Annotated in this window: 22 protein-coding genes; 1 reads left to right on the top strand and 21 read right to left on the bottom strand. The window is 44.9% G+C overall.

Annotation, left to right across the window (positions count from 1 at the left end):
* Positions 1-6 precede the first annotated feature (6 nt).
* The 11 genes from Q502_RS03020 to Q502_RS02970 are packed head-to-tail and all read right to left on the bottom strand — an operon-like array spanning position 7 to position 8878.
* Positions 7-819 carry a TlyA family RNA methyltransferase gene (locus tag Q502_RS03020; protein ID WP_099828897.1) on the bottom strand — a complete coding sequence of 271 codons (813 nt, stop codon included), beginning with the start codon at positions 817-819 and terminating at the stop codon, positions 7-9.
* The gene (gene truA / locus Q502_RS03015; RefSeq protein WP_180977910.1) at positions 803-1555 is read right to left on the bottom strand and encodes a tRNA pseudouridine(38-40) synthase TruA; all 753 of its coding nucleotides are present in this window, start codon (positions 1553-1555) and stop codon (positions 803-805) included. The genes Q502_RS03020 and truA overlap by 17 nt, the downstream gene beginning before the upstream one ends.
* A gap of 2 nt (positions 1556-1557) precedes the next feature.
* Positions 1558-2166: a hypothetical protein gene (locus Q502_RS03010; protein WP_099828895.1), complete on the bottom strand. Its 609-nt coding sequence runs from the start codon at positions 2164-2166 to the stop codon at positions 1558-1560.
* Positions 2163-3812: a phospho-sugar mutase gene (locus Q502_RS03005; protein ID WP_099828894.1), complete on the bottom strand. Its 1650-nt coding sequence runs from the start codon at positions 3810-3812 to the stop codon at positions 2163-2165. Before Q502_RS03005 ends, Q502_RS03010 begins: the two co-directional genes overlap by 4 nt.
* 1 nt (position 3813) lies before the next feature.
* Positions 3814-4152: a YraN family protein gene (locus Q502_RS03000; protein WP_099828893.1), complete on the bottom strand. Its 339-nt coding sequence runs from the start codon at positions 4150-4152 to the stop codon at positions 3814-3816.
* A complete protein-coding gene (gene gatC, locus Q502_RS02995; protein ID WP_099828892.1) occupies positions 4149-4448 on the bottom strand; it encodes an Asp-tRNA(Asn)/Glu-tRNA(Gln) amidotransferase subunit GatC in 300 nt (99 codons plus the stop codon). The genes Q502_RS03000 and gatC overlap by 4 nt, the downstream gene beginning before the upstream one ends.
* Before the next feature lies 1 nt (position 4449).
* Positions 4450-5457 (bottom strand): galactose-1-phosphate uridylyltransferase, encoded by a 1008-nt coding sequence (gene galT / locus Q502_RS02990; protein ID WP_099828891.1) that lies wholly within the window; start codon positions 5455-5457, stop codon positions 4450-4452.
* Positions 5450-6856, bottom strand: a complete 1407-nt coding sequence (locus Q502_RS02985; protein WP_099828890.1) for a glycogen synthase — start codon at positions 6854-6856, stop codon at positions 5450-5452. Before Q502_RS02985 ends, galT begins: the two co-directional genes overlap by 8 nt.
* 4 nt (positions 6857-6860) lie before the next feature.
* Positions 6861-7481 (bottom strand): MBL fold metallo-hydrolase, encoded by a 621-nt coding sequence (locus Q502_RS02980; RefSeq protein WP_099828889.1) that lies wholly within the window; start codon positions 7479-7481, stop codon positions 6861-6863.
* A 1-nt stretch (position 7482) separates the two neighbouring features.
* Positions 7483-8271 (bottom strand): undecaprenyl-diphosphate phosphatase, encoded by a 789-nt coding sequence (locus Q502_RS02975; RefSeq protein ID WP_099828888.1) that lies wholly within the window; start codon positions 8269-8271, stop codon positions 7483-7485.
* A complete protein-coding gene (locus tag Q502_RS02970) occupies positions 8264-8878 on the bottom strand; it encodes an ACT domain-containing protein (RefSeq protein ID WP_099828887.1) in 615 nt (204 codons plus the stop codon). The genes Q502_RS02975 and Q502_RS02970 overlap by 8 nt, the downstream gene beginning before the upstream one ends.
* Before the next feature lie 97 nt (positions 8879-8975).
* Between Q502_RS02970 and Q502_RS02965 the strand changes: the two genes are divergently transcribed.
* A complete protein-coding gene (locus Q502_RS02965; RefSeq protein ID WP_099828886.1) occupies positions 8976-10106 on the top strand; it encodes an HD family hydrolase in 1131 nt (376 codons plus the stop codon).
* On the opposite strand, the gene aspC is transcribed toward Q502_RS02965, so the two are convergent.
* Genes aspC through Q502_RS02915 form a run of 10 tightly spaced genes read right to left on the bottom strand, consistent with a single transcriptional unit; the run spans position 10107 to position 19046 of the window.
* Positions 10107-11264, bottom strand: coding sequence for an aspartate aminotransferase (gene aspC, locus Q502_RS02960; protein WP_099828885.1), 1158 nt, complete (start codon positions 11262-11264; stop codon positions 10107-10109).
* Between the two features lie 35 nt (positions 11265-11299).
* Positions 11300-11941, bottom strand: a complete 642-nt coding sequence (locus Q502_RS02955) for a hypothetical protein (protein WP_099828884.1) — start codon at positions 11939-11941, stop codon at positions 11300-11302.
* A 20-nt stretch (positions 11942-11961) separates the two neighbouring features.
* Complete coding sequence (locus tag Q502_RS02950; protein WP_099828883.1) at positions 11962-12174, bottom strand: hypothetical protein; 213 nt, start codon at positions 12172-12174, stop codon at positions 11962-11964.
* A gap of 4 nt (positions 12175-12178) precedes the next feature.
* Positions 12179-12874 (bottom strand): 2-phosphosulfolactate phosphatase, encoded by a 696-nt coding sequence (locus Q502_RS02945; RefSeq protein WP_099828882.1) that lies wholly within the window; start codon positions 12872-12874, stop codon positions 12179-12181.
* The gene (locus tag Q502_RS02940; protein ID WP_099828881.1) at positions 12871-13491 is read right to left on the bottom strand and encodes a histidine phosphatase family protein; all 621 of its coding nucleotides are present in this window, start codon (positions 13489-13491) and stop codon (positions 12871-12873) included. The genes Q502_RS02945 and Q502_RS02940 overlap by 4 nt, the downstream gene beginning before the upstream one ends.
* A 15-nt stretch (positions 13492-13506) precedes the next feature.
* Positions 13507-16206, bottom strand: coding sequence for a DNA polymerase III subunit alpha (locus Q502_RS02935; protein WP_099828880.1), 2700 nt, complete (start codon positions 16204-16206; stop codon positions 13507-13509).
* On the bottom strand, positions 16203-17138 hold the full coding sequence (locus Q502_RS02930; RefSeq protein ID WP_099828879.1) for an RluA family pseudouridine synthase: 936 nt from the start codon (positions 17136-17138) through the stop codon (positions 16203-16205). Before Q502_RS02930 ends, Q502_RS02935 begins: the two co-directional genes overlap by 4 nt.
* Positions 17107-17583 carry a signal peptidase II gene (gene lspA / locus Q502_RS02925; RefSeq protein ID WP_099828878.1) on the bottom strand — a complete coding sequence of 159 codons (477 nt, stop codon included), beginning with the start codon at positions 17581-17583 and terminating at the stop codon, positions 17107-17109. The genes Q502_RS02930 and lspA overlap by 32 nt, the downstream gene beginning before the upstream one ends.
* A gap of 40 nt (positions 17584-17623) precedes the next feature.
* The gene (locus tag Q502_RS02920; protein ID WP_099828877.1) at positions 17624-18382 is read right to left on the bottom strand and encodes a YebC/PmpR family DNA-binding transcriptional regulator; all 759 of its coding nucleotides are present in this window, start codon (positions 18380-18382) and stop codon (positions 17624-17626) included.
* Complete coding sequence (locus tag Q502_RS02915; protein WP_099828876.1) at positions 18366-19046, bottom strand: TIGR03936 family radical SAM-associated protein; 681 nt, start codon at positions 19044-19046, stop codon at positions 18366-18368. The genes Q502_RS02920 and Q502_RS02915 overlap by 17 nt, the downstream gene beginning before the upstream one ends.
* Positions 19047-19053: the final 7 nt, after the last annotated feature.

Here is a 19053-nt window from a genome sequence, read left to right as displayed (position 1 = left end):
CTCCCTTCAAACCAATTGGTTGCTATCCCGATCGAAAAACGCGAAAGCCTTCTCAATCAAATAGTCATAGTCTAACTCAACAAATGTCTCCCCAGCAACCGAATAGAGAAGATACTCGATGTTACCTCTTTTGCCTTTGATTGGAGAAAACGTTATTCCTACGGGAAACATGCCACTACTAACAAAAGCCTTTACAAATACTTCTATAACTTCGCGATGAGCCATACGTGAGCGCACCAATCCCTTCTTAACAACACCCGGACCAACTTCAAATTGTGGCTTTATTAGGACCACCGCTTCTCCGTTGTCTTTCAGAAACATCCTAAAGAGCTCTGCCAAACCTGCTGTAGAGATGAATGATAAGTCCGCGGTCAATAGATCAACTTCGCCCCCAAACTGCTCAATAGAGAAATCTCTTATGTCAGTTGACTCAACTGACAAGATTCTGCTGTCCTCTTTAAGTTTGTTACTGATCTGGTCTTTCCCAACATCTACACAAATCACACTGGCTGCACCATTTTCCAGCAGAAGTTGTGCAAAGCCACCGGTTGATGCACCAACATCAAGTACTCTCCTACCTTCAGGTTTTATTCTGAACTCATCGATAGCTTTCTTCAGTTTGTAATACCCTCGCCCTACCGGCATAAAGGAGTTCGAGGCGACTATTTCTCTGTCAGAATCCACCTTGTAACCCGGCTTAAGAACAATCATACCATCTACAGTAACTTTTCCGCTCCTGATCAGTTCTGCTGCTTTCGTTCTACTCTCAGACAGCCCAAGCCCAAACAATAGTTCATCAAGTCTACGTTTCAAACTCATCAAACACCGCTTTGTAGAATACAAGTCCCTGAGGAGGGGCAGTTCCTGGAAGCGTTGATCTATCCTGTGAAGAAAGGAATTCAGAGACGGCTTCTTCAGAAGTGCTCCCGGTGCCAACTTTCACAAGCGTACCGACGATATTCCTTACCATTCTCTTGAGAAAGGAGACTCCCTCGACCCTAATGAGTATAAGACGAGGGCTCGTCCTGACAATTCTAATGGCTGAAACGGTCCTTATTGGATTTCTGTCATCCCGGCCAGTCCTGAAAGCAGTAAAGTTGTGTTCTCCAAGAAGTCGACTCCCTGCTCTCCGCATCGATTCAATATCCAGAGTATACGGGAACCACCAGACAAACCTTCTTCTGAAGATGTCCGGTTCGCTTGAATTGAGAATGTAATAGTGATAGATCCTCTTCTTCGCAGCAAATCTTGGGCTGAAATTCTCCGCTACTTCATACACTTTTCTAACATACACGTCCGCCGGAAGATTCGCGTTGAGCGCAGCTTTCATTGTTGGAGCATCCAATCTATCGAGGTTCGAATCAAAAGCGATTACCTGACCATAGCCGTGAACTCCCGTGTCTGTTCGACCGGCTCCCTGACTCGAGACTCTGAACTTGTGAATTCTTTCCAGAGCTTCTTCGAAGATGCCCTGTACAGTTCGCATATCCGGCTGATTCTGAAAACCGAAGAAATCGGTCCCGTCATACGACACTACTGCAGCGAATCTCTTCACAGTCATTTTGAACCCGTAAGATCTAGCATCTCGGTGTAGAGATAAACCATTGAAGAGAGGTCCTTTCCCATTCTCTGTAAATCCCCATTATAAACAGTCCACAAAACCCTTCCAACTATGGTCTCGACGTACTTTATCAAGGAGTTTTCAAGCTCCTTCTTCTCGCCATCACTTAGCAGAAGGCCTCCAACTTTTCCTGCAAGCCATGAGGAAAAGCCCTGATCATTAAATCTCAGAGTTCCCTCTTCATAATCCTTAAGCATTTTATAGACTTCCTCAGTTGTCTCTCTTACGGAAAGATTCTTAGAAAGCACTTCGAGTATCGTTGGATCGAAGTAACCTTCAAGCGCTTCAGGAACTTCCAGCTCGTACTTGAAGTAAAGAAGGTTCGCATCACTGTGCTTTCTTTCGAAAGAGATCTTGCGTCTAGTAGCACTTTCAAGGCCATAAGCGCTAAGACAACTCCAGTATTTGTGTTTGAGTAAATCGGTTGAATGCTCAGTGGACCACGTGGTCATAAAGCCTGTCTTAGTTCTGTGATCAAATGTTGCTCTCTTTGGAGAGAGAAAATCATCCCCACGGTACAAAATGTGAGCGTACCTGTAATTCATAGGCCTACAATCCCTTCGATCAGTTCTTTTAGCTCATCGATTTTTCTTCTTGCTTCATCATTGGTTACTCCCTTTGCCATGAGATAGAATTTGATTTTTGGTTCTGTCCCCGAAGGTCTTACAATAATCTTAGAACCATCCTCCATCTCCATAGAAATCACATCGGCCGTGGGGAGATCACCCGAGTCTTCCATATAGTCTTTGAATTTTCTTACCCTAAAACCCCCAATTGCAGATGGCCTACTTTCCCTAAGCCCTTTCATGATTGCTTCTATTCTTTCCTTTCCCTCTATGCCTTCGTAATCCTTGTTAACGAGTGCCTCGAGATAATAACCGAACTCCTTATAGATCTCTTCAAGATACTCTATCAATGAAAGTCCTGACCGCTTCAAGAAGCCCGCGATTGTACAGGCAAGAGCAGCAGCGCTAACAGCATCTTTGTCTCTTGCATGCCTTCCGTAGAGAGAGCCGTAGCTCTCCTCGAAACCGAAAAGATACTTTCCTCTTCCTTCGATTTCTGATTTCTCAATGATCTCTCCAATGTACTTGAACCCGGTTAGGGTCTCTCTTACTTTTACACCGCTTCGAGCAGCGATACTCTTAACCAAATCCGTTGAAACTATCGTCTTCACAATAAACGCATCGTCAGGCAGGGACCCTTTCAATCTCTCAAGAATGAAATGGGTCATTATCACGCCTGTTTGATTTCCATTGATCGCGATGTACTTTCCATCTTGCCTTACCATTATGCCCAACCTATCGCAATCCGGATCCGTCGCAATCAGAAGATCGGCATCGGTTTCACCTGCAACATCAAGAGCCATAGAAAATGCTTTCGGATCTTCCGGGTTTGGACTCTTCACGGTTGGGAAGCTACCATCAGGTATAGCCTGCTCCTCGACACGTTTCACTCTGTGGCCAAGATCGGAAAGTGTCTTGTAGACAGGGTAGTTGCCGGTTCCATGAAGAGGGGAATAAACAACGCTAATTGATTCAAAATCGTTACAAAGGTGGAGAACGTTTTCCTTCACAATCTCCAAAAATCCATCAAGAACAGAGTTCGGTATGTTATAAATTATCTCTCTCTTCGGCGAGTAGTTTTCGAAAAAGTCTGATCCATTAACGCTTTGAATTATCTCTTCAGCGTAACGGGGAACCGCTTGAGTTCCATCTGAAGTGTAGACCTTAAAGCCATTGTACTGAGGTGGATTGTGACTGGCAGTAATTACAATTCCTCCACTTGCCTTAAGCTCCCTAACCGCAAAACTTAGGACTGGGACAGGCATTGGCTCAGCAAAAATGTGAACCTTGATACCTATTGAGGAGAGGACCTCGGCCGACACTTCAGCGAAACGAGAAGATTTGTGCCTTGTATCAAAGGCTATTACTACTGACGGATCTATGTACTTATCAGAAATCCAGCGACCGAAGCCAAGAGAAGCTCTTCTTATTGTGAAAATGTTCATACGATTTGTTCCGGCACCAAGAACCCCTCGCATTCCACCGGTACCGAACTCGAGATCCAGAGCAAACCTATCCCTAACTTCTTCCGGTGAAAGCATCTTGAGCTCTTCCTTCATCTCTTCCGTAGAATTCTTAAGCCATCTTTCGTACTCTTCAAAGATTCTCTGGCTATTTCTAAGCACACTACCACCTTCCAACTGCTTTCAAATGATTTACTTCCCCATCATTCAAAACCTCAATAACGTCAAGCCTTGTTTCACTAAAGGTTGGCTTTTCAGTTGATATGTATCTCTGGGCAGCCAACTCGAGTCGCCTTAGCTTTCTTTCGTCAACTCTGTATCTCGGCAATCTGAAAGAACTCCCTCCCTTGACTTCAACAAAGACCATCGTCCTTCCTTCAAATGCAACAATATCTATCTCACCAAATCTATACGAGATATTTCTCGCAATTATCTTGTATCCTGACTTCTTAAGATACCTGCAAGCAAGTTCTTCATATCTTTTACCAGAAGCGTTGCTCATTTCTCCCCTTTGTATATCCTTGGAACTTTGAGATAGTCTCCTTCCCGCTCAGGAAAAAGATCACGAATTAGCTTTGCACCTTCAAATTCCATCGGAGCGTCTTCTCTTGGTTCAAGACTCTTCTCGACTGGAGATATCATTTCATCGGCACTGGGATCAACTTGATCTAGAAGCGTCATGTACTGCAGAACCTCTTCGATGTCCTTCTTAAGACTCACGCGCTCCTGTTCACTCAGTTCGAATTTTGCAAGTCCTTCAAGATGCTTCAGCAGTTCATCACTTATTCTGGTTTCCATTCTACTCCTCCTCAATCCTGACCTCTCGAAGATACATCGCAGCATGCTCGGGAGGCATAGGGTTTATGTAGAAGCCTGAACCCCACTCAAAACCAGCGACCCTTGTGAGTCTTGGAACTATCTCCAGATGCCAGTGATAGTGAGCGGATTGCTCCATACCCTTGATTCCCGTATGCAACATGAAATTGTAGGGCGGATTATCGAGAGCCTTGTGAATCCTCAGCAACATATTCTTAAGTATCACAGAAAAACTATCGATCTGAGAAGCAGAGATCTCTCCGAAATTGTCTTTATGAACCTTCGGAACGATCCAGGTCTCAAAAGGAAACCTTGCAGCAAATGGTTCGAAAGCAACAAAATCATTATTCTCCTCAACCACTCTCGTCCCTTCCAGTCCTTCCTGGTTAACCATATCGCAGTAAACGCATCTTTCTCTGAAACGGTAGTAGTCTGCAGCACCAGCGATCTCTTCAGCAACTCTCTTAGGCACAATTGGAGTAGCTATCAACTGACTGTGGGAGTGCATCAGGGATGCCCCAGCTTCTCTTCCATGGTTCTTGAATATCAACACGTATTTGATCCTATTATCCTTTTCAAGCACCTGATGACGTTCTTTGTATGCCCAGATCACTTCCCTAACCTGCTCATACGATAGAGTAGCCATAGATGCGTTATGATCAGGTGTCTCGATAATCACTTCATGCGTTCCAAAACCCTTTATAACATCGTACATTCCATGGCCAAAGCGATCCGGTTCTGTACTTGAATCAAGAGCTGGAAACTTGTTCTGAACTACCCTAACCCACCATCCCGGGCTGTCTTTCGTAGTATCCGCAGGTCTGAAAGCCATGACTTCAGGTGGAGTGGTGTGCTCATTTCCGTAATCAAACGGACAGAAAGCCGATTCCGCTTTCTCTCTGGCATTTATGAAATCATGAGGCCTTCTAGCTCTTTCAGTAGCTATTATTACCCATCTCTTTATTATCGGATCCTTTCTTAATTCAGGCATTACCTTTGACCTCCAGCATCTCGCTGTATAGAGATATGTAATTCTTCGCCGAAGCGTTCCAAGAAAAGTCCTCACTCATGGCATTGTACACTACTTTCCTCCAGCAGTCCGGCCGACTGTATACTTCGATAGCTCTTTCAATTGCTTCAAGAAGTCTACTAGCTTTGTAATCAGAAAAACCAAAACCATTTCCGGAATTCAAACCGTCAAATTCCTTCACTGTATCTGCCAATCCACCGGTGAATCTAACTACAGGGATCGTCCCATACCGCATGGCAAACATCTGACCCAAGCCGCAAGGTTCATATCTGGAAGGCATCAAGAACATATCTGCGCCCCCGTAAATCTTCTGGGCAAGATCCAAATCGAAGGTTAGCTTTGCAGCTACCCTATCTGGATAAGCTTCTTCAAGCTCCTTAAACATGAGTTCGTATTTCCTCTCACCAGTCCCCAGAACTATTAGTTGGACGGGAAGCTTCATCAGATCATCCTTAATCTCCTCTATTAGGTCGAGCCCTTTCTGATCAACAAGTCTTGAGATCAATCCAATAACTGCCGTATTGTTTCTGGGAAGACCTACCAATTTCTGCAGATTGCATTTGTTTCTCTTCTTGTTCTTAAGATTATCAAGACCGAAGTTAGCCCACAAACGCTTGTCGTTTTCGGGATCGTATTCGGAATAATCGATTCCATTTAATATTCCAACCAGATCATTGTTCCTTCTGGAAAGGATTGCCTCCAGCCCCGCACCGTACTCAGGAGTCTGGATTTCTTTTGCGTAGGTAGGGGAGACCGTACTAAGCTTATCGGAGAATTCAATGCCCGCCTTAAGGAAATTGAGGCCTTCTTGCACCGAAATATCTTTTTGATAATCTTTCTTAATCCCCGAGAGTTCAAAATAACTGTCTTCATAGACACCTTGATAAGCTAAGTTATGAATTGAGAGGACTGTTTTAATTCCGGCTTCGGCTTGCTTAAGATAGACTGCCATGAGACCGGTATGCCAGTCGTTGAGATGAACGATATCATAACCTTGCTCAATCGCAAAGGACGTGGCTGCATCGGAAAAGCTCATTGCTTGAAGAGCTAAATCGGATGAGCCATAGACCTCCTTGGAGTCCATAAGATCTTCATTTCTCAGCAGAAAGACACTCACTTCACTTTGAGGCAATTTAGTCTTATAGATATCAAAGAAGCGAGGGCTTCTTAAGAATCTTGTCTTCTGGACCCTTCCCGTCTTTGATAAAACGCTTCTATCTATCGATCCATGAAGAGGCATTAATATATCAACATCCACTCCCAGCTCTTTCAAGTACTTCGGAAGGGATCCAGCTACATCAGCAAGACCTCCTACTTTTGCTAATGGATACACTTCGTAAGAAACAAACAGCACTCTCATGTAATCACCTCTTGAATATCGGCAGGTCATGAGAAAAGATCACAGTATCTGCCATGTCGAAGTACTTCATTACGAAAGCAGCGGCCTCGTCTGTCCGCATACCTTTTCGCATTTCGTGATACTGTATTTGCCTTGTGCATATATCTCCACAAATAAAGACATTGCCACAATTACTTGTTTCAAGAAAAAAAGAAACATGATCTCTCGAGTGAAAAGGAGACTCCAGAACTTCTACTGAATCTAGAAGCATGTCTCCATTCCTGAACGGCTCGACTCTATTCCAGGAGAGAACTATCTTCTGGTACATGGCTCCAACTATTGGACCAAACGAACCGTAGTCTCTGCTACTGTAACTCTCATGCAGATGAACTTTTGCGTTCGGGAAAAACATGCTGTTGAAGGCGTGGTCTAGATGAAAGTGAGTCAGAAATATGTCGGTAATTCCATCTGGGGAAAGACCCAGAGAAGTCAGTCTATCTTCAAGAATCTCTAGAGAAGGGAAACCGCCCGGATCGACGAGAATCTTTTTTTCATCTTCCACAAGAAGAACACAGCTACTCGTTGGAGAATCCAGCATTCCCGGCACATATACCAAACTGCCGGGAAAGAGGAGATTCAAGTCCAAGTTACATCACTCCTCGAAAAATCAAACCTACTGTCCCTATAATTATACAGTAAACGGCAAACAAACTCAGACGTCGCTTCAGAACAAGTTTCTTGAGAAGCCACAGTCCCATTACTCCGGTCAGGAAAGCAAGAATGGAAGACAATAGAACCGTACTGACAGGAAGATTAACTCTTGAAAGCTCCAGAAGACCTGCTCCTAGAGTAACCGGGAGGCTCAAGAGGAACGAGAATCTAACGGCGTCTCTTCTAACCATACCGACAAGTAAGGCTCCGAAGATGGTGAAACCACTCCTGGATATCCCCGGAACTATAGCCGCCGCCTGAAAGATACCGATTGAAAGAGCCCCTGCAATAGAGAGATCCAATATCTTGCGATCACCCTTAAGCCTATCCGATATGAACAACATAGTCGCGGTCACAAACAACATGGTAGATGCAAAGGCTACATCTGAAAACAGTAGCTTTATCTCGTCCTCCAGCAGAAAACCAGCTATAACTGCCGGAATGGTCGCAATCAGAAGCAACAATATATACCTGATTGAAGAGTCCCTCTTTTCTGGCTTACCCAAACCAGAGAATATGGTCCATACATCCTTAAATGTGAACAACAAAACGGCAAAGAATGTTGCAAGATGCAATACAGCAAAAAACGCCGCCTTAGATTCAACATCGAGCGGAACATTAAGAAAACTTGAAAAAATAGTCAGATGTCCAGAAGACGAAACTGGAAGAAATTCAGTTGCTCCCTGAACCGCACCTAGAATGAGGTAACTTGCAAAATCAGACACCAAAACCCTCCTCTTCACTTATGCTCTCAAAAGAAACGCCCTTTTCTTGAAGTATTTCAGCGATCATTCCTATGTCCGACTCATCTGTTCTGATAACGACCCGTCTTTCATCATCTGATTCTGCCGCTGACGTGATTATCGAAAGGATATTTACCTCTCTTTCGGCAAGGTAATCTACAACATCTCGCAACGCTCCTGGCTTGTCCTCCAGAATGACAGAGACTCTTGTTCCTGGCTTGTCCATTGCAGTGAACTCCATCAGGCCTTCAAGAATCTCGAAGACTCCGATAGCTCCCACCACCAAAAAATCATTGTCAACTACAGGAAGAACATAGTCATGACTCTCGATAAGCATTAGTGCGGCATCTTCAATGAAATCAGAGTCTCGACAGTAGAAGACCGGTTCTGTAATAACCTCTGAAACGGGCGTTGCAGGATCAACATCTTTGATATCATCCACTTTTGCAACGCCTGCCAGTCGCCCGTCACTATCCACCGAGATTATATACGTGAGCCCAGCCGACTTTCTGTCGCTCAAAATCTCACCTACAGTACAGTCATCACTAAACAGTGGATAAGTCCTGTTTGTCCATTTGCAAATGTTCATAAAACCGCCTCTTTCCCTGCTAAAGACTTTATTTTACTCAACACAACAATTATAATTGTATCAGTGTGATCTTTGACCCTGCTGGGGAGGTGTCTCCGTGTTTCAAGGATACGTGAAGCTACTAGAACTCGCAACAAATCTCTTCACAATGTATAGGTGGAACAACACACCCACTCTTCTAAGGACTAACGAAGCAGAGAATGCCTTCATCTCCGCCCAATACAGTTTACTGATGTCAGAGATGGCCAGGCTGAGTGGCCTCGATATCAACCAGGAGGAACTCTTTCAGAGACTGGTTCTGAAGGAACTGCCAAAATGCCTTCTTTCCGACATCTCTGTTGACACCAAGGTTCTGATAAAATCTCTTTCACCAGATAAATGGAACGATGTTTTTTCGAGAACCGTTGAGGAAATCGTTCAATACTTGCCCGAAGAACGGCACAACCCATTCTATCTGTCTATGGTCAATTCAAAAGATGATTCTGTCGAGGGCAAAATAATCCAGACGGGAGATCTCTTGTCTGCCAGACTAGAGGCGGGCCTACATGCAAGGAGTTTCCCGGACTTCTTCAGCCGACCATTGAAAGGGCTCGAGAAACGAATCGAAATCTTCAGAGACTTCGAACCATACCGCCTTATCATGGACACCCCATGGCTTGAACGCTACACTAACGCTTTGATCGTTCTGTTAAGAGCTGTCCGCTGGAATCGGCTGAATAGAAACGTTCCAACCACTGTAGCAGCCCATTCATCCTATGTTACAATAACTGCATACATTCTTTCCTGTATTGAGGAGGAGAAAGGCACTGCAATAAACCCCGTTGAATCTGTAAAACGCGCCCTTCTGCACGACATTCCAGAAAGCATGACCGGTGACATAATCACACCAACAAAGAAGAAAGTCCCTGGATTTGATGAGGTGATCGCTCAAGTTGAAGAGCAGATGGTTACCGAGAACCTGCTGGACGGAATGCCCGATGAACTTATCAAAGAGCTTAAACTCAGAATGCTGGATCCATTTGAATCATTGGAAGGCAGAATTGTGTGGGCAGCCGATCAGTTCGCAGCTACTGTAGAATGTCTCATGGAGATCCGTTCAGGAAACACACAATACGCCTTTAGAGATGCTATGAACAGAATGCTGGACGACCTTTCAAAATCCGATCTAGAAAGTGTCCAGCTTCTAACTCAATCGTTTAAATGGAGCCTGGACTGGACTGGCCGCTAGTCAAATCGCCTTGAGAAATCTCCCAAATCTGTCAATTCCCTTCTTCAGTTCTTCAACCGAACTGGAGTAAGACATTCTTATGAAGCCTTCGCAACTGAACGCACTTCCCGGAACCATCCCCACTTTCTGCTCCTCGAGAAGCCCAAGAGCAAATTCGTTGGAATTCACATACCTTTGGCCAAGGAATGGTCTGATATCTATAAATACATAAAAAGCTCCCGCAGGCTTGCTGAATTTGAGTCCAATCTCAGAAAGCCTTGATACAACCAGATCTCTTCTCTTCCGAAACTCCTCAACCATGGAAGAGGTATCGACCTCAAACGCCTTCAAGGCTGCATACTGAGCCATAGTATTAACATTTGATGTAAGGTGGCTCTGGATTTTAGATATCTCTCTTGCCAGCTTAGTGGATGTGGCGGAATAGCCTACTCTCCAGCCCGTCATTGCGTATGTCTTGGAGAAAGCGTTTATGACCGCTGAACGTTCCTTCATTCCATTCATCGAGGCTATTGATAAGTGAGAAGCATCGAATACAAGCTTTTCATACACTTCATCGGAGATGACAAAGAGATCTTCCTTTATGCAAAGGTCTGCCAGTTCCCCTAGGAAACTCTCTGGATAGATTGCCCCGGTCGGGTTGTTCGGAGAATTTATCATAATCGCTTTCGTTTTGTCGGTAATGGAACTCTCAATTTCGCCGATCTCAGGAATGAAGTCTCTCTCAACATCAGCCTGCACTATGACCGGTACACCACCACAGAGAAGAATCTGCGCCTCATAGCTTACCCATGCAGGCGAAATGATTATCACCTCATCGCCAACGTTGAGCAAAGCCTTCAGAACGTTGTAGATAGCTTGTTTTCCACCGTTCGCAACAACAATCTCTTCGGGTGAGTAAGTCATGTTGTTTTCCTTCTGAAGTTTCAGAGCTATCGCCTTTCTCAACTCATCTATTCCAGCGGCGTTCGTATACTTCGTTTTTCCCTCATTGAGAGCTTTTATTGCTGCATCGACAATTGGGCGGGGAGTAGGAAAATCCGGTTCACCAGCAGTGAACTTTACAACATCCTCTCCTGATCGAGCGAGTTCCAACGCCTTCTTATTGAATTCCAAGGTCGCCGAAGGCGTTACAGAAGAGACAAAGCGCGACAAAACCATTGGAACACCTCCGAAGTATTAGTTAGTATCCTCATTCAGATCTTATTGATTATCTCGAGAACCACTAGTGCGAAATCACTAAGACTGTCCTTCTTGCACAGTCTAGCGCCGGCTTCTCTCTTTCTCTTTCCATTTACCAATGCAGAACCTACCGCCATTACAATTTCAGTCATCCCGTACTCCAGCTTTTCGATGAACTCTATTCTGAAACTTGGAATGACATCCCTTATTGCTGCAACAGTTGATTCCACGATTGCCATGTACTTCTCGTCGTCACCAATATCTACAATTGACGAACCCTCAAGTTCTCTTCCCTCATAATCTAGCATTACCGTAATGTCTAGTTTTCGCATCGTTGCGCGCGTCTCAAGAATTGTAAGTTGGAAGTTGTAACCTTGGACTTCTTCCTTCTGGTAAGGTCTTACAACCGAAGCTTCCTCTTCATCGTCTGAATCTAGGGATATCTGTGCAATAGATACGATCTTCCTATCGATCTTGACACCCGTTGAAGCGTATATTGCCGTTTCAATATCTCTTACCAACTGCTTTGCCGGTTTGGAAATGTCCGCCAAAACGTGAATCTCGACCATTTCGCCGTTTTCGTCATAAACTATTCTGGCGCTGTGCACCCCCGGCAGTTTCGAGACGATACTGTCAACTGCTAGCTTGCTAGGCATTCAATCAACCCCCTCGACCATCAGAAAATCAATGCAAACAACAAAGATAGACCTAGAAACCCTCCTGCTGCCAACAGAGAGTACCAGCCTTTCCTATCGTAAGGTTTGTAATCTTCAGGCTTCACCTCGCTCTTCGGCCTACGCACCTTCTTAGTTCCAATTTCGAAGAAAATCAGTGACAGAAAGAGCGCTCCCATCGCGATAACAAAAAAGAAATTTGAAACAAACTCCATTAAACTACCCCCGTACGAACCCACCGTCCCGCCACAACGGGAGAAGATTGTACATGTTGATTCTAGCACAAAAGCTTATATCATCACCAAACCCTAGAGAGAGAAGTCTTCTCGCGTGAAAGCCGTTCTCAATTAAAAAGCTCTCCAAATCACTCTTGGCCGATTCATACAGGAGCGAAGCTAACGAGCAACCATCATCGGTACAACCCATTCCCAATCCGGATACAATTGCACCTGCAAGCAAGACATCCTCAAGTGAAACTCTTCCACTAGAGCCGGCGCACTGGAGCTCAATCCTGCCGCCTTCACTCTCAAGAAACCCGTTTATACTTTCAAGATTCAAAAAGGAGGCAGCAACAAGCCTTCCGGCACGTTTCGACAAGAGTGCAGCGTTTGTCCCATTCGTTGTCGTCATAACCAACTCTTTTCCAAAGATCATCTTCTTGCAGAGAGCAACTGGGGAGTTTGCCAGATCGAATCCCTCTATCTTCATCGATCCTCTCTCTCCTCCAAGAAGCACCTCGCGATCCCGCTTTCTGCACTCCAAAGCCTCCTCGACCGATTCCACAGGAATCACTTTTTTTGCGCCAAGATGAAGCGCCGTCGTGATAGTACTGGTCGCCCGCAAGACATCAATTACAACTGCGATATCGGTTTGTTCGTCAAGGACACGGGGAACGAAGTTCACTCTCAGATTCATAATACCTGCTCTTCTTCCAGATGACGCCAGAGATTCAGTTCATGAACCTTTGTTTCCCCACCCTCAACAATGATCGAAGACACTGAACAGTTATGCATTGAGAGTCTGTAATGGTTCTCCAGAGGCAGGCCCATTGAGTAGCAGATGACAGTCCTTATTAGCAAAGCATGAGAGACGGCAACTACCTGTTTTCCCGCGAAAGCGGTTGATACGAACTTAAGAAAGCTCACCGCTCTTCTCTGCACTTCGCCAAGGGACTCTGTTTTTGCAATGTCAGCCCACGGATCCTTTTGCCAATGTTCAATTAGATTGCCGTGATTTCTGAAAGCCTCGCTAATTTCGAGGCCATTCCACAAACCAACATCGGCTTCGCGGAGGACCGGATTGACGATTGGCTTGATCCTGAGAGTTTGACCAATAATCTCTGCCGTCTCTTTTGCTCTCTTCAAGTCACTGGCATAGAGAGCCGCCGGTCTTAGACCAATCTTCCTGAGAAACTCTCCAGTCTGTATAGCCTGGTTCCTGCCCCTTTCTGAAAGTGGAATATCCGATCTTCCCTGCCAGCGATTGCTGTTGTTCCACTCAGTTTCTCCGTGCCTGACGAAATAGATCTCCATTATCTCCTCCATGTACTACTTCCAGATTATCTCATCTGAGTCAATTTCCGAAGGCTTTGCATTGGGGACCACTGTCTGAGAGTCTTTAGATTTGATTATGACTTTTTCGTAATCGGAGCCTGCAGCAAGAAACCTCCTATCAATTTGACCGTGGAAAACTCTGTTCACCTCTGTAATGCGCTCTTTCATTTCCGTTGGTCTCCCGATCTTGAACAGCACATAGCCCTGAAGAGGCGCTTGCCCGGCTATCTCCACAAAGGACCTCCCATCAGTTACAAAGCTTCTGCCGAGGTAGTCTACCCTTTTGAACGCAGCGATTCCCGTTCTCAAACGTGCAAGAGCCGTTGTTAGTTCGAAATCAGTCGGTCTTCGGGAAATGTCCGGCGGCTGTATCTCCGTCAAATTGAAACCAAGAACTTCAACTTCCATCATCGCTCTATCAATATCTGTATCGCTCTCCCTTGCTTCTTGTTCATCTTCCTTGTACCCGAACACCGAACGAATCGATTTCAGTTCTGGATTAACTCCGGCCAGTGCATCATTCATTCTCTTCAACAACTCGTTTCTTGGACCGAAGCGATCGAGGTAGCCACTCTTTATTAGTTTTTCCAGGTCCCTCGCCTGACAACGGGACCTATTGTTTCTGACAAAAGTGAAAAAGGAATTCTCGTCTGGAACCGGTTTCAAGTAGTCGATATTTAGCAGCCTGGGAATCGAAACTGTCACATAATCTCGACTTTGCACTGATCTATCTTCTGTACGTAATGAAAATCCCCTGTCTCTTATCTCAGCAACAATGCGCGTGAGAGAGTTTCTGGGTAATTCAACTAAGATAAGCGGATAGAAGACTTCGGGGTGATTCGCTTTGAAGTATGCCAACCAATAAGAGATCATTGCATAACTTAGACTGTGAGACTTGTTGAATGCATATCCAGCGAAGTCCATAAGGAAGGACAGCAGTTTCTCTCTTCTTTCAGGAGTGAGTTTGCTGTACCCGGGTGAAGCTCTGAACAAGCTATTCACAACCTCTTTGTCTTTCTTTGAAAGAGCTCTTCTCAAAAGCTCTCCATCGTCTGCTTCAAGAGAAAGCAAACTGGAAGCGATTTTGAGAACCTGTTCCTGATAAACTAGAAGGCCACCGGTCTCCGCAAGCACTGGAACCTTTCTTTTAATTCTTTCCAGATCAGAGGGATTTCTGGATAGTCTGAGGAAGCGTTCCGTGACTCCCGATTTGATTGGTCCAGGTCTATTGAGGGCGATCGATATCGACAAGTCTTTCAACGATATAGGTTTGACTGATCTAACAACCTTCGTGGCGTACGGGGCCTCGAGCTGAAACACGCCGGCAGTGTAGCCTTTTTCCAGTATTTCGTACGTTCTAGCATCGTTCGTAGGGGAATGCCAGGGCTCCTTGCCCTTCGCCATCTTCTTAAGAAGCGAAAGGTTCCTGAGTCCCAGAAGATCGATCTTCTGCAAACCCATGATGCTGAGAGAATTCATATCCCATAGAGAGACAGGAAGATCACCGCCTGAATCGAGTGGAATCAATCCGGAAATAGGGTAATCAGACAGAATTAGGCCCGCTGCATGAATTGAAAAACCTGAGTACAGACCTACAATGCTTCTTGACATATCAAAGAGCTGTTTCATGTCAACGTCCCCTTCAAACGCGTAGGGAAATCTTTGCCCTTCTTTGCTCCACTCGATTAGCCTCGATATTCTTTGACCATCAATACCGAGCTTTCTGCCAATTTCCCGAGCCGCCCCCTTGAATCCGTAAGTAGATGCCGTCCTAATGAGGCATAGATGATCGCTTCCAAAGTGGTCTTTCAAACTCCTTAGAAGTGCTTGCCTCGATTCATCATCAACGTCAAGATCAATATCTGGTGGATCTTCGCGCTTCAAACTCAAGAACCTTTCAAAAAAGAGTTCTTCTTCAACGGGATCAATACGTGTTATTCCAAGCAGATAACTTACAAGTGAACCAACGGCCGATCCCCTTCCAGGGCCAATCCAACAACCACCGGTCTTTGCTATCTCAACGATCTTTGAGACAGTCATGAAATAATCTTGAATTCCCTTTGCCAGAATCACCGAAAGTTCCCTTTCAAGTCTTATAGCGTAACTAGCTCCAAGTTTCTTTGATCCGATAATTTTCTCGAGCAACGCGGAGAAATCCTCAGGCTTTGATCTAACAGGAAAAACGTGATTCAGCTTCCGTATAGCAAACTCCTGAGGCAATTCAGAAAGGAGTTTGCCAAGGTCTTTCTCCATATCCAGATAGCGTCTTTCATCAGGCAAAGAGTAGTCGGACGTTTCGAGGACATCCCCCAAGGATGTGTATGTTCTGAACCTTTCGCTATTTTGATCAAGATAACGGCACTCCCAGATTGGGTTCTTTGACGAGGGATCCAGATTGCGAGGTTTTCCCAAAACATGCACCAAGTCGTCGGATTCGATAATCTCGCTTTTCATAAGTTCTCTGAACCCTTTTTCGCTTCTGGCAATCCAATAATCATTTCCTTTGTGCAAACCCGGTACAGTTACTATGCCTGCACGGGAAAGCGCTGTATGCCATTTCACAAAAGACGACAATGAAGAGTCAACTATGACACATCTTTCATATCCGTTTTTTTTCAACTCAGCAATCGTCTCGCCCAGCTCGAGGACAGAACCGAATAACTCGTACTTCGTGACTAGAAAAGCAGTCTTCATGCCTTCTTCTCCACCAATTCGCTTAGATTAACTATCGCTTCCTTCATGTCTTCAGGAAGTGTTGCCAAGAAAGTCATTCTTCTCCCGGACCGAGGGTGTAAGACGGTTAGTCTTAGTGCATGGAGCATCTGCCTTCTCACTCCAAATATCTCGTCATCTCTTGCCTTTCCGTAGACTGCATCACCCAGAAGAGGGAAGCCCTTTTCTTTCATATGAACTCTTATTTGATGAGTTCTGCCAGTTTTTGGACTCACAAGAACTAAAGAGGCAAGTTCAGAAAAGTTCCTTAGTGTCCGAAAATTCGTAAGAGATTCCTTACCGTTGCAATTTATTGACATCTTCAGTCTGTTTACGGGATGACGTGCAATGGAGTAATCTATCTTGCCAGATGCGGGTGTCTTACCCTTAACGAGAGCAAGATAATCTTTTGAGGTCAGCCTGTTCTTGAACTGTGAGGAGAGGGAGACATGAGCAAGATCATTCTTTGCAACGATTATTACGCCGCTAGTGTCTTTGTCAAGCCTGTGAACTATCCCGGGTCTTGTTACACCACCAATACCTTGAAGATCGCCGCAATGATTAAGCAAAGCGTTTACAAGTGTGCCGGTTTGTTTTCTCGGAAGAGGGTGAACAATAATACCTGGTTCCTTATTGACAACGATTATGTCTCTATCTTCGAATATTATGTCTAGAGGGATATCTTCTGGTTCTACTGATAGTATTTGGGGCTTGTCCGGCAGTTCGAAAGTTATTATTTCTCCGGACTTCACCTTGTACGCCGGCTTTCTAGCTCTTCCGTCAACAAAAACTTTAGACTCCATAATCTGCCGCTGCACAAAAGTACGTGAAATCCACGGGGGGGCTTTCTCAACTACTATCTTGTCAAGCCTCCAGCCGTCTTCACGCCTGGAGACTGTTATCTCTTGAAGCACTTTTCTCCCTTCGGTATACTGAAAGAGTTAGCAATGCTGCACCGAACACTATACACATGTCTGCGAAGTTGAATATCGCGGGAAACCCTCTCAGCTCGAAGAAGTCAACTACATGGCCGAGTCTCAGTCTGTCTATCAGGTTATTTCCGAGCGCACCTCCAGCAATCAGACCAATGAAGAAGGACTCCCATTTTGACAACTTCGATGAGTTTGCATTAGAAAGGATCACAATCGTTACGACAATTGCAACAGCTATAAGAGCCAGAAGCCAGGGTTCTTGGTTCTTGAATAGACCGAACGCAACACCCGTATTTCTGACATATCTTAAGCCGAAGAAGTCGCCAGCCAAATCTATTCGCTGAAAATACGTCATTTCATTCTCAACAAAGTACTTACTTACCTGATCAAGAATCAGAGCTAGGGTAATTCCTAGAAGAGAAGGCAATTGTTATCACTCCAAGTGTCGCCTAAACGGGCAGTTCATATCAGCCAAACTGATCGGCAAGTGCCTCCATTTCGGCTTCATCAATATCCGAGTTGTCATAAACCTCCTGAACATCATCGTTGTCCTCAAGAATGTCAAGGAGCTTAAAAAGCTTACCCGCTTCTGAACCCTCAACCTTCAGACTATTGCTTGGTATATAGCTCATCTCGTAAGAAAGAGAATACCCGTTTTCTTCGAGCGCCGTTTTGACATCAGATACCGAATCAGGAAGGGTTATAATCTCTATTGGATCGGTGTCGTCCTTTATGTCCTCGGCTCCTGCCTCGATTGCAAGAAGCTGGAACTCATCAAGGTCGGAAATCTGCTCTTTAGAGACAGTAATGATTCCCTTTCTTTCAAACATCCAACTAACCGCGCCACTCTCTGCCATAGAGCCACCGTACTTCGAAAGGGTATGCCTGATCTCTTGAGCGGTCCTATTCTTGTTATCAGTAAGACATCTTATAAGAAGTGCTACCCCTCCAGGAGCATACCCTTCATAAAGAGCTTCGGAGAACGTTTGCCCCTCAAGTTCTCCGGCGCCTTTCTTGATTGCCTTCTCCATTGTGTCTTTTGGCATATTCGCGCCTCTAGCCCTTTCTATAGCAGCCCTCAGAGAAGTGTTCGTATTAGGATCTGATCCTCCTTCTCTTGCCGCAACCATTAGTTCTCTGATGATTTTCGTGAAAACCTTGGATCTCTTGGCATCCTGAGCGCCTTTCCTGTGCTTGATATTCGCCCACTTATTGTGACCAGACATTTCGAATCCCTCCTATTTCATCCAGAATATCTGAAGTCCGCTTCCCTTTTACGAGAGCTTCCTCCACAAAAACAAACACCCCTTCGTAAGAAGCGGTACCATCTTTCGAAAAAATCTTGAGTATTTCCTCCGCTGAAACCATTGAGTCTACTGGCTGGGAATATTTTACCATATAGACGGTTCTCAAGGGAGTCACTGTGAGGTCCTTAAATACATCTCCTGCTCTGAATTCTTTGTAACCTCTCTTAGTCTTCTTAGAAACTTTGAGCTCGCTGTCATACGAATCTGGAACATAGCGCTCTTTCGGAAGTGAAAGCGATAATCTGTAGGAATCAATCAGATTATCTATTCTTGTGTAACTCGAAGGAATATACCATGCTTTCTGAGCCTTTAGAGTGAAACAAGAGGAAAAGTTTAGGGCTTTCACTGGGTCAGAGACTTCTGTCTCTGTCTCGAGGAAAACATAATGCGCAAAACTTGCCACCCCTGTTGGAACTGCCTGAGAGTAACCTGTTTTGACCCGAGGGTGGAATCCCTGAGTGTAAGTAACGGGCAATTTCGATCTTCTGATTGTCCTTTCTATTGCCGTAACCGTCTCCTGATGCGAAAGAAATCTTAGAAGACCTCCACAGCAGAAACGAATTACCAATCTCTTCTTAATCAATCAAACC

The sequence above is a fragment of the Mesotoga sp. Brook.08.YT.4.2.5.2. genome (assembly GCF_003351125.1).
GTDB lineage: Bacteria > Thermotogota > Thermotogae > Petrotogales > Kosmotogaceae > Mesotoga.
Note: the sequence above shows the minus strand (reverse complement) of the source record. Positions and strands in the feature narration are given on the sequence as shown.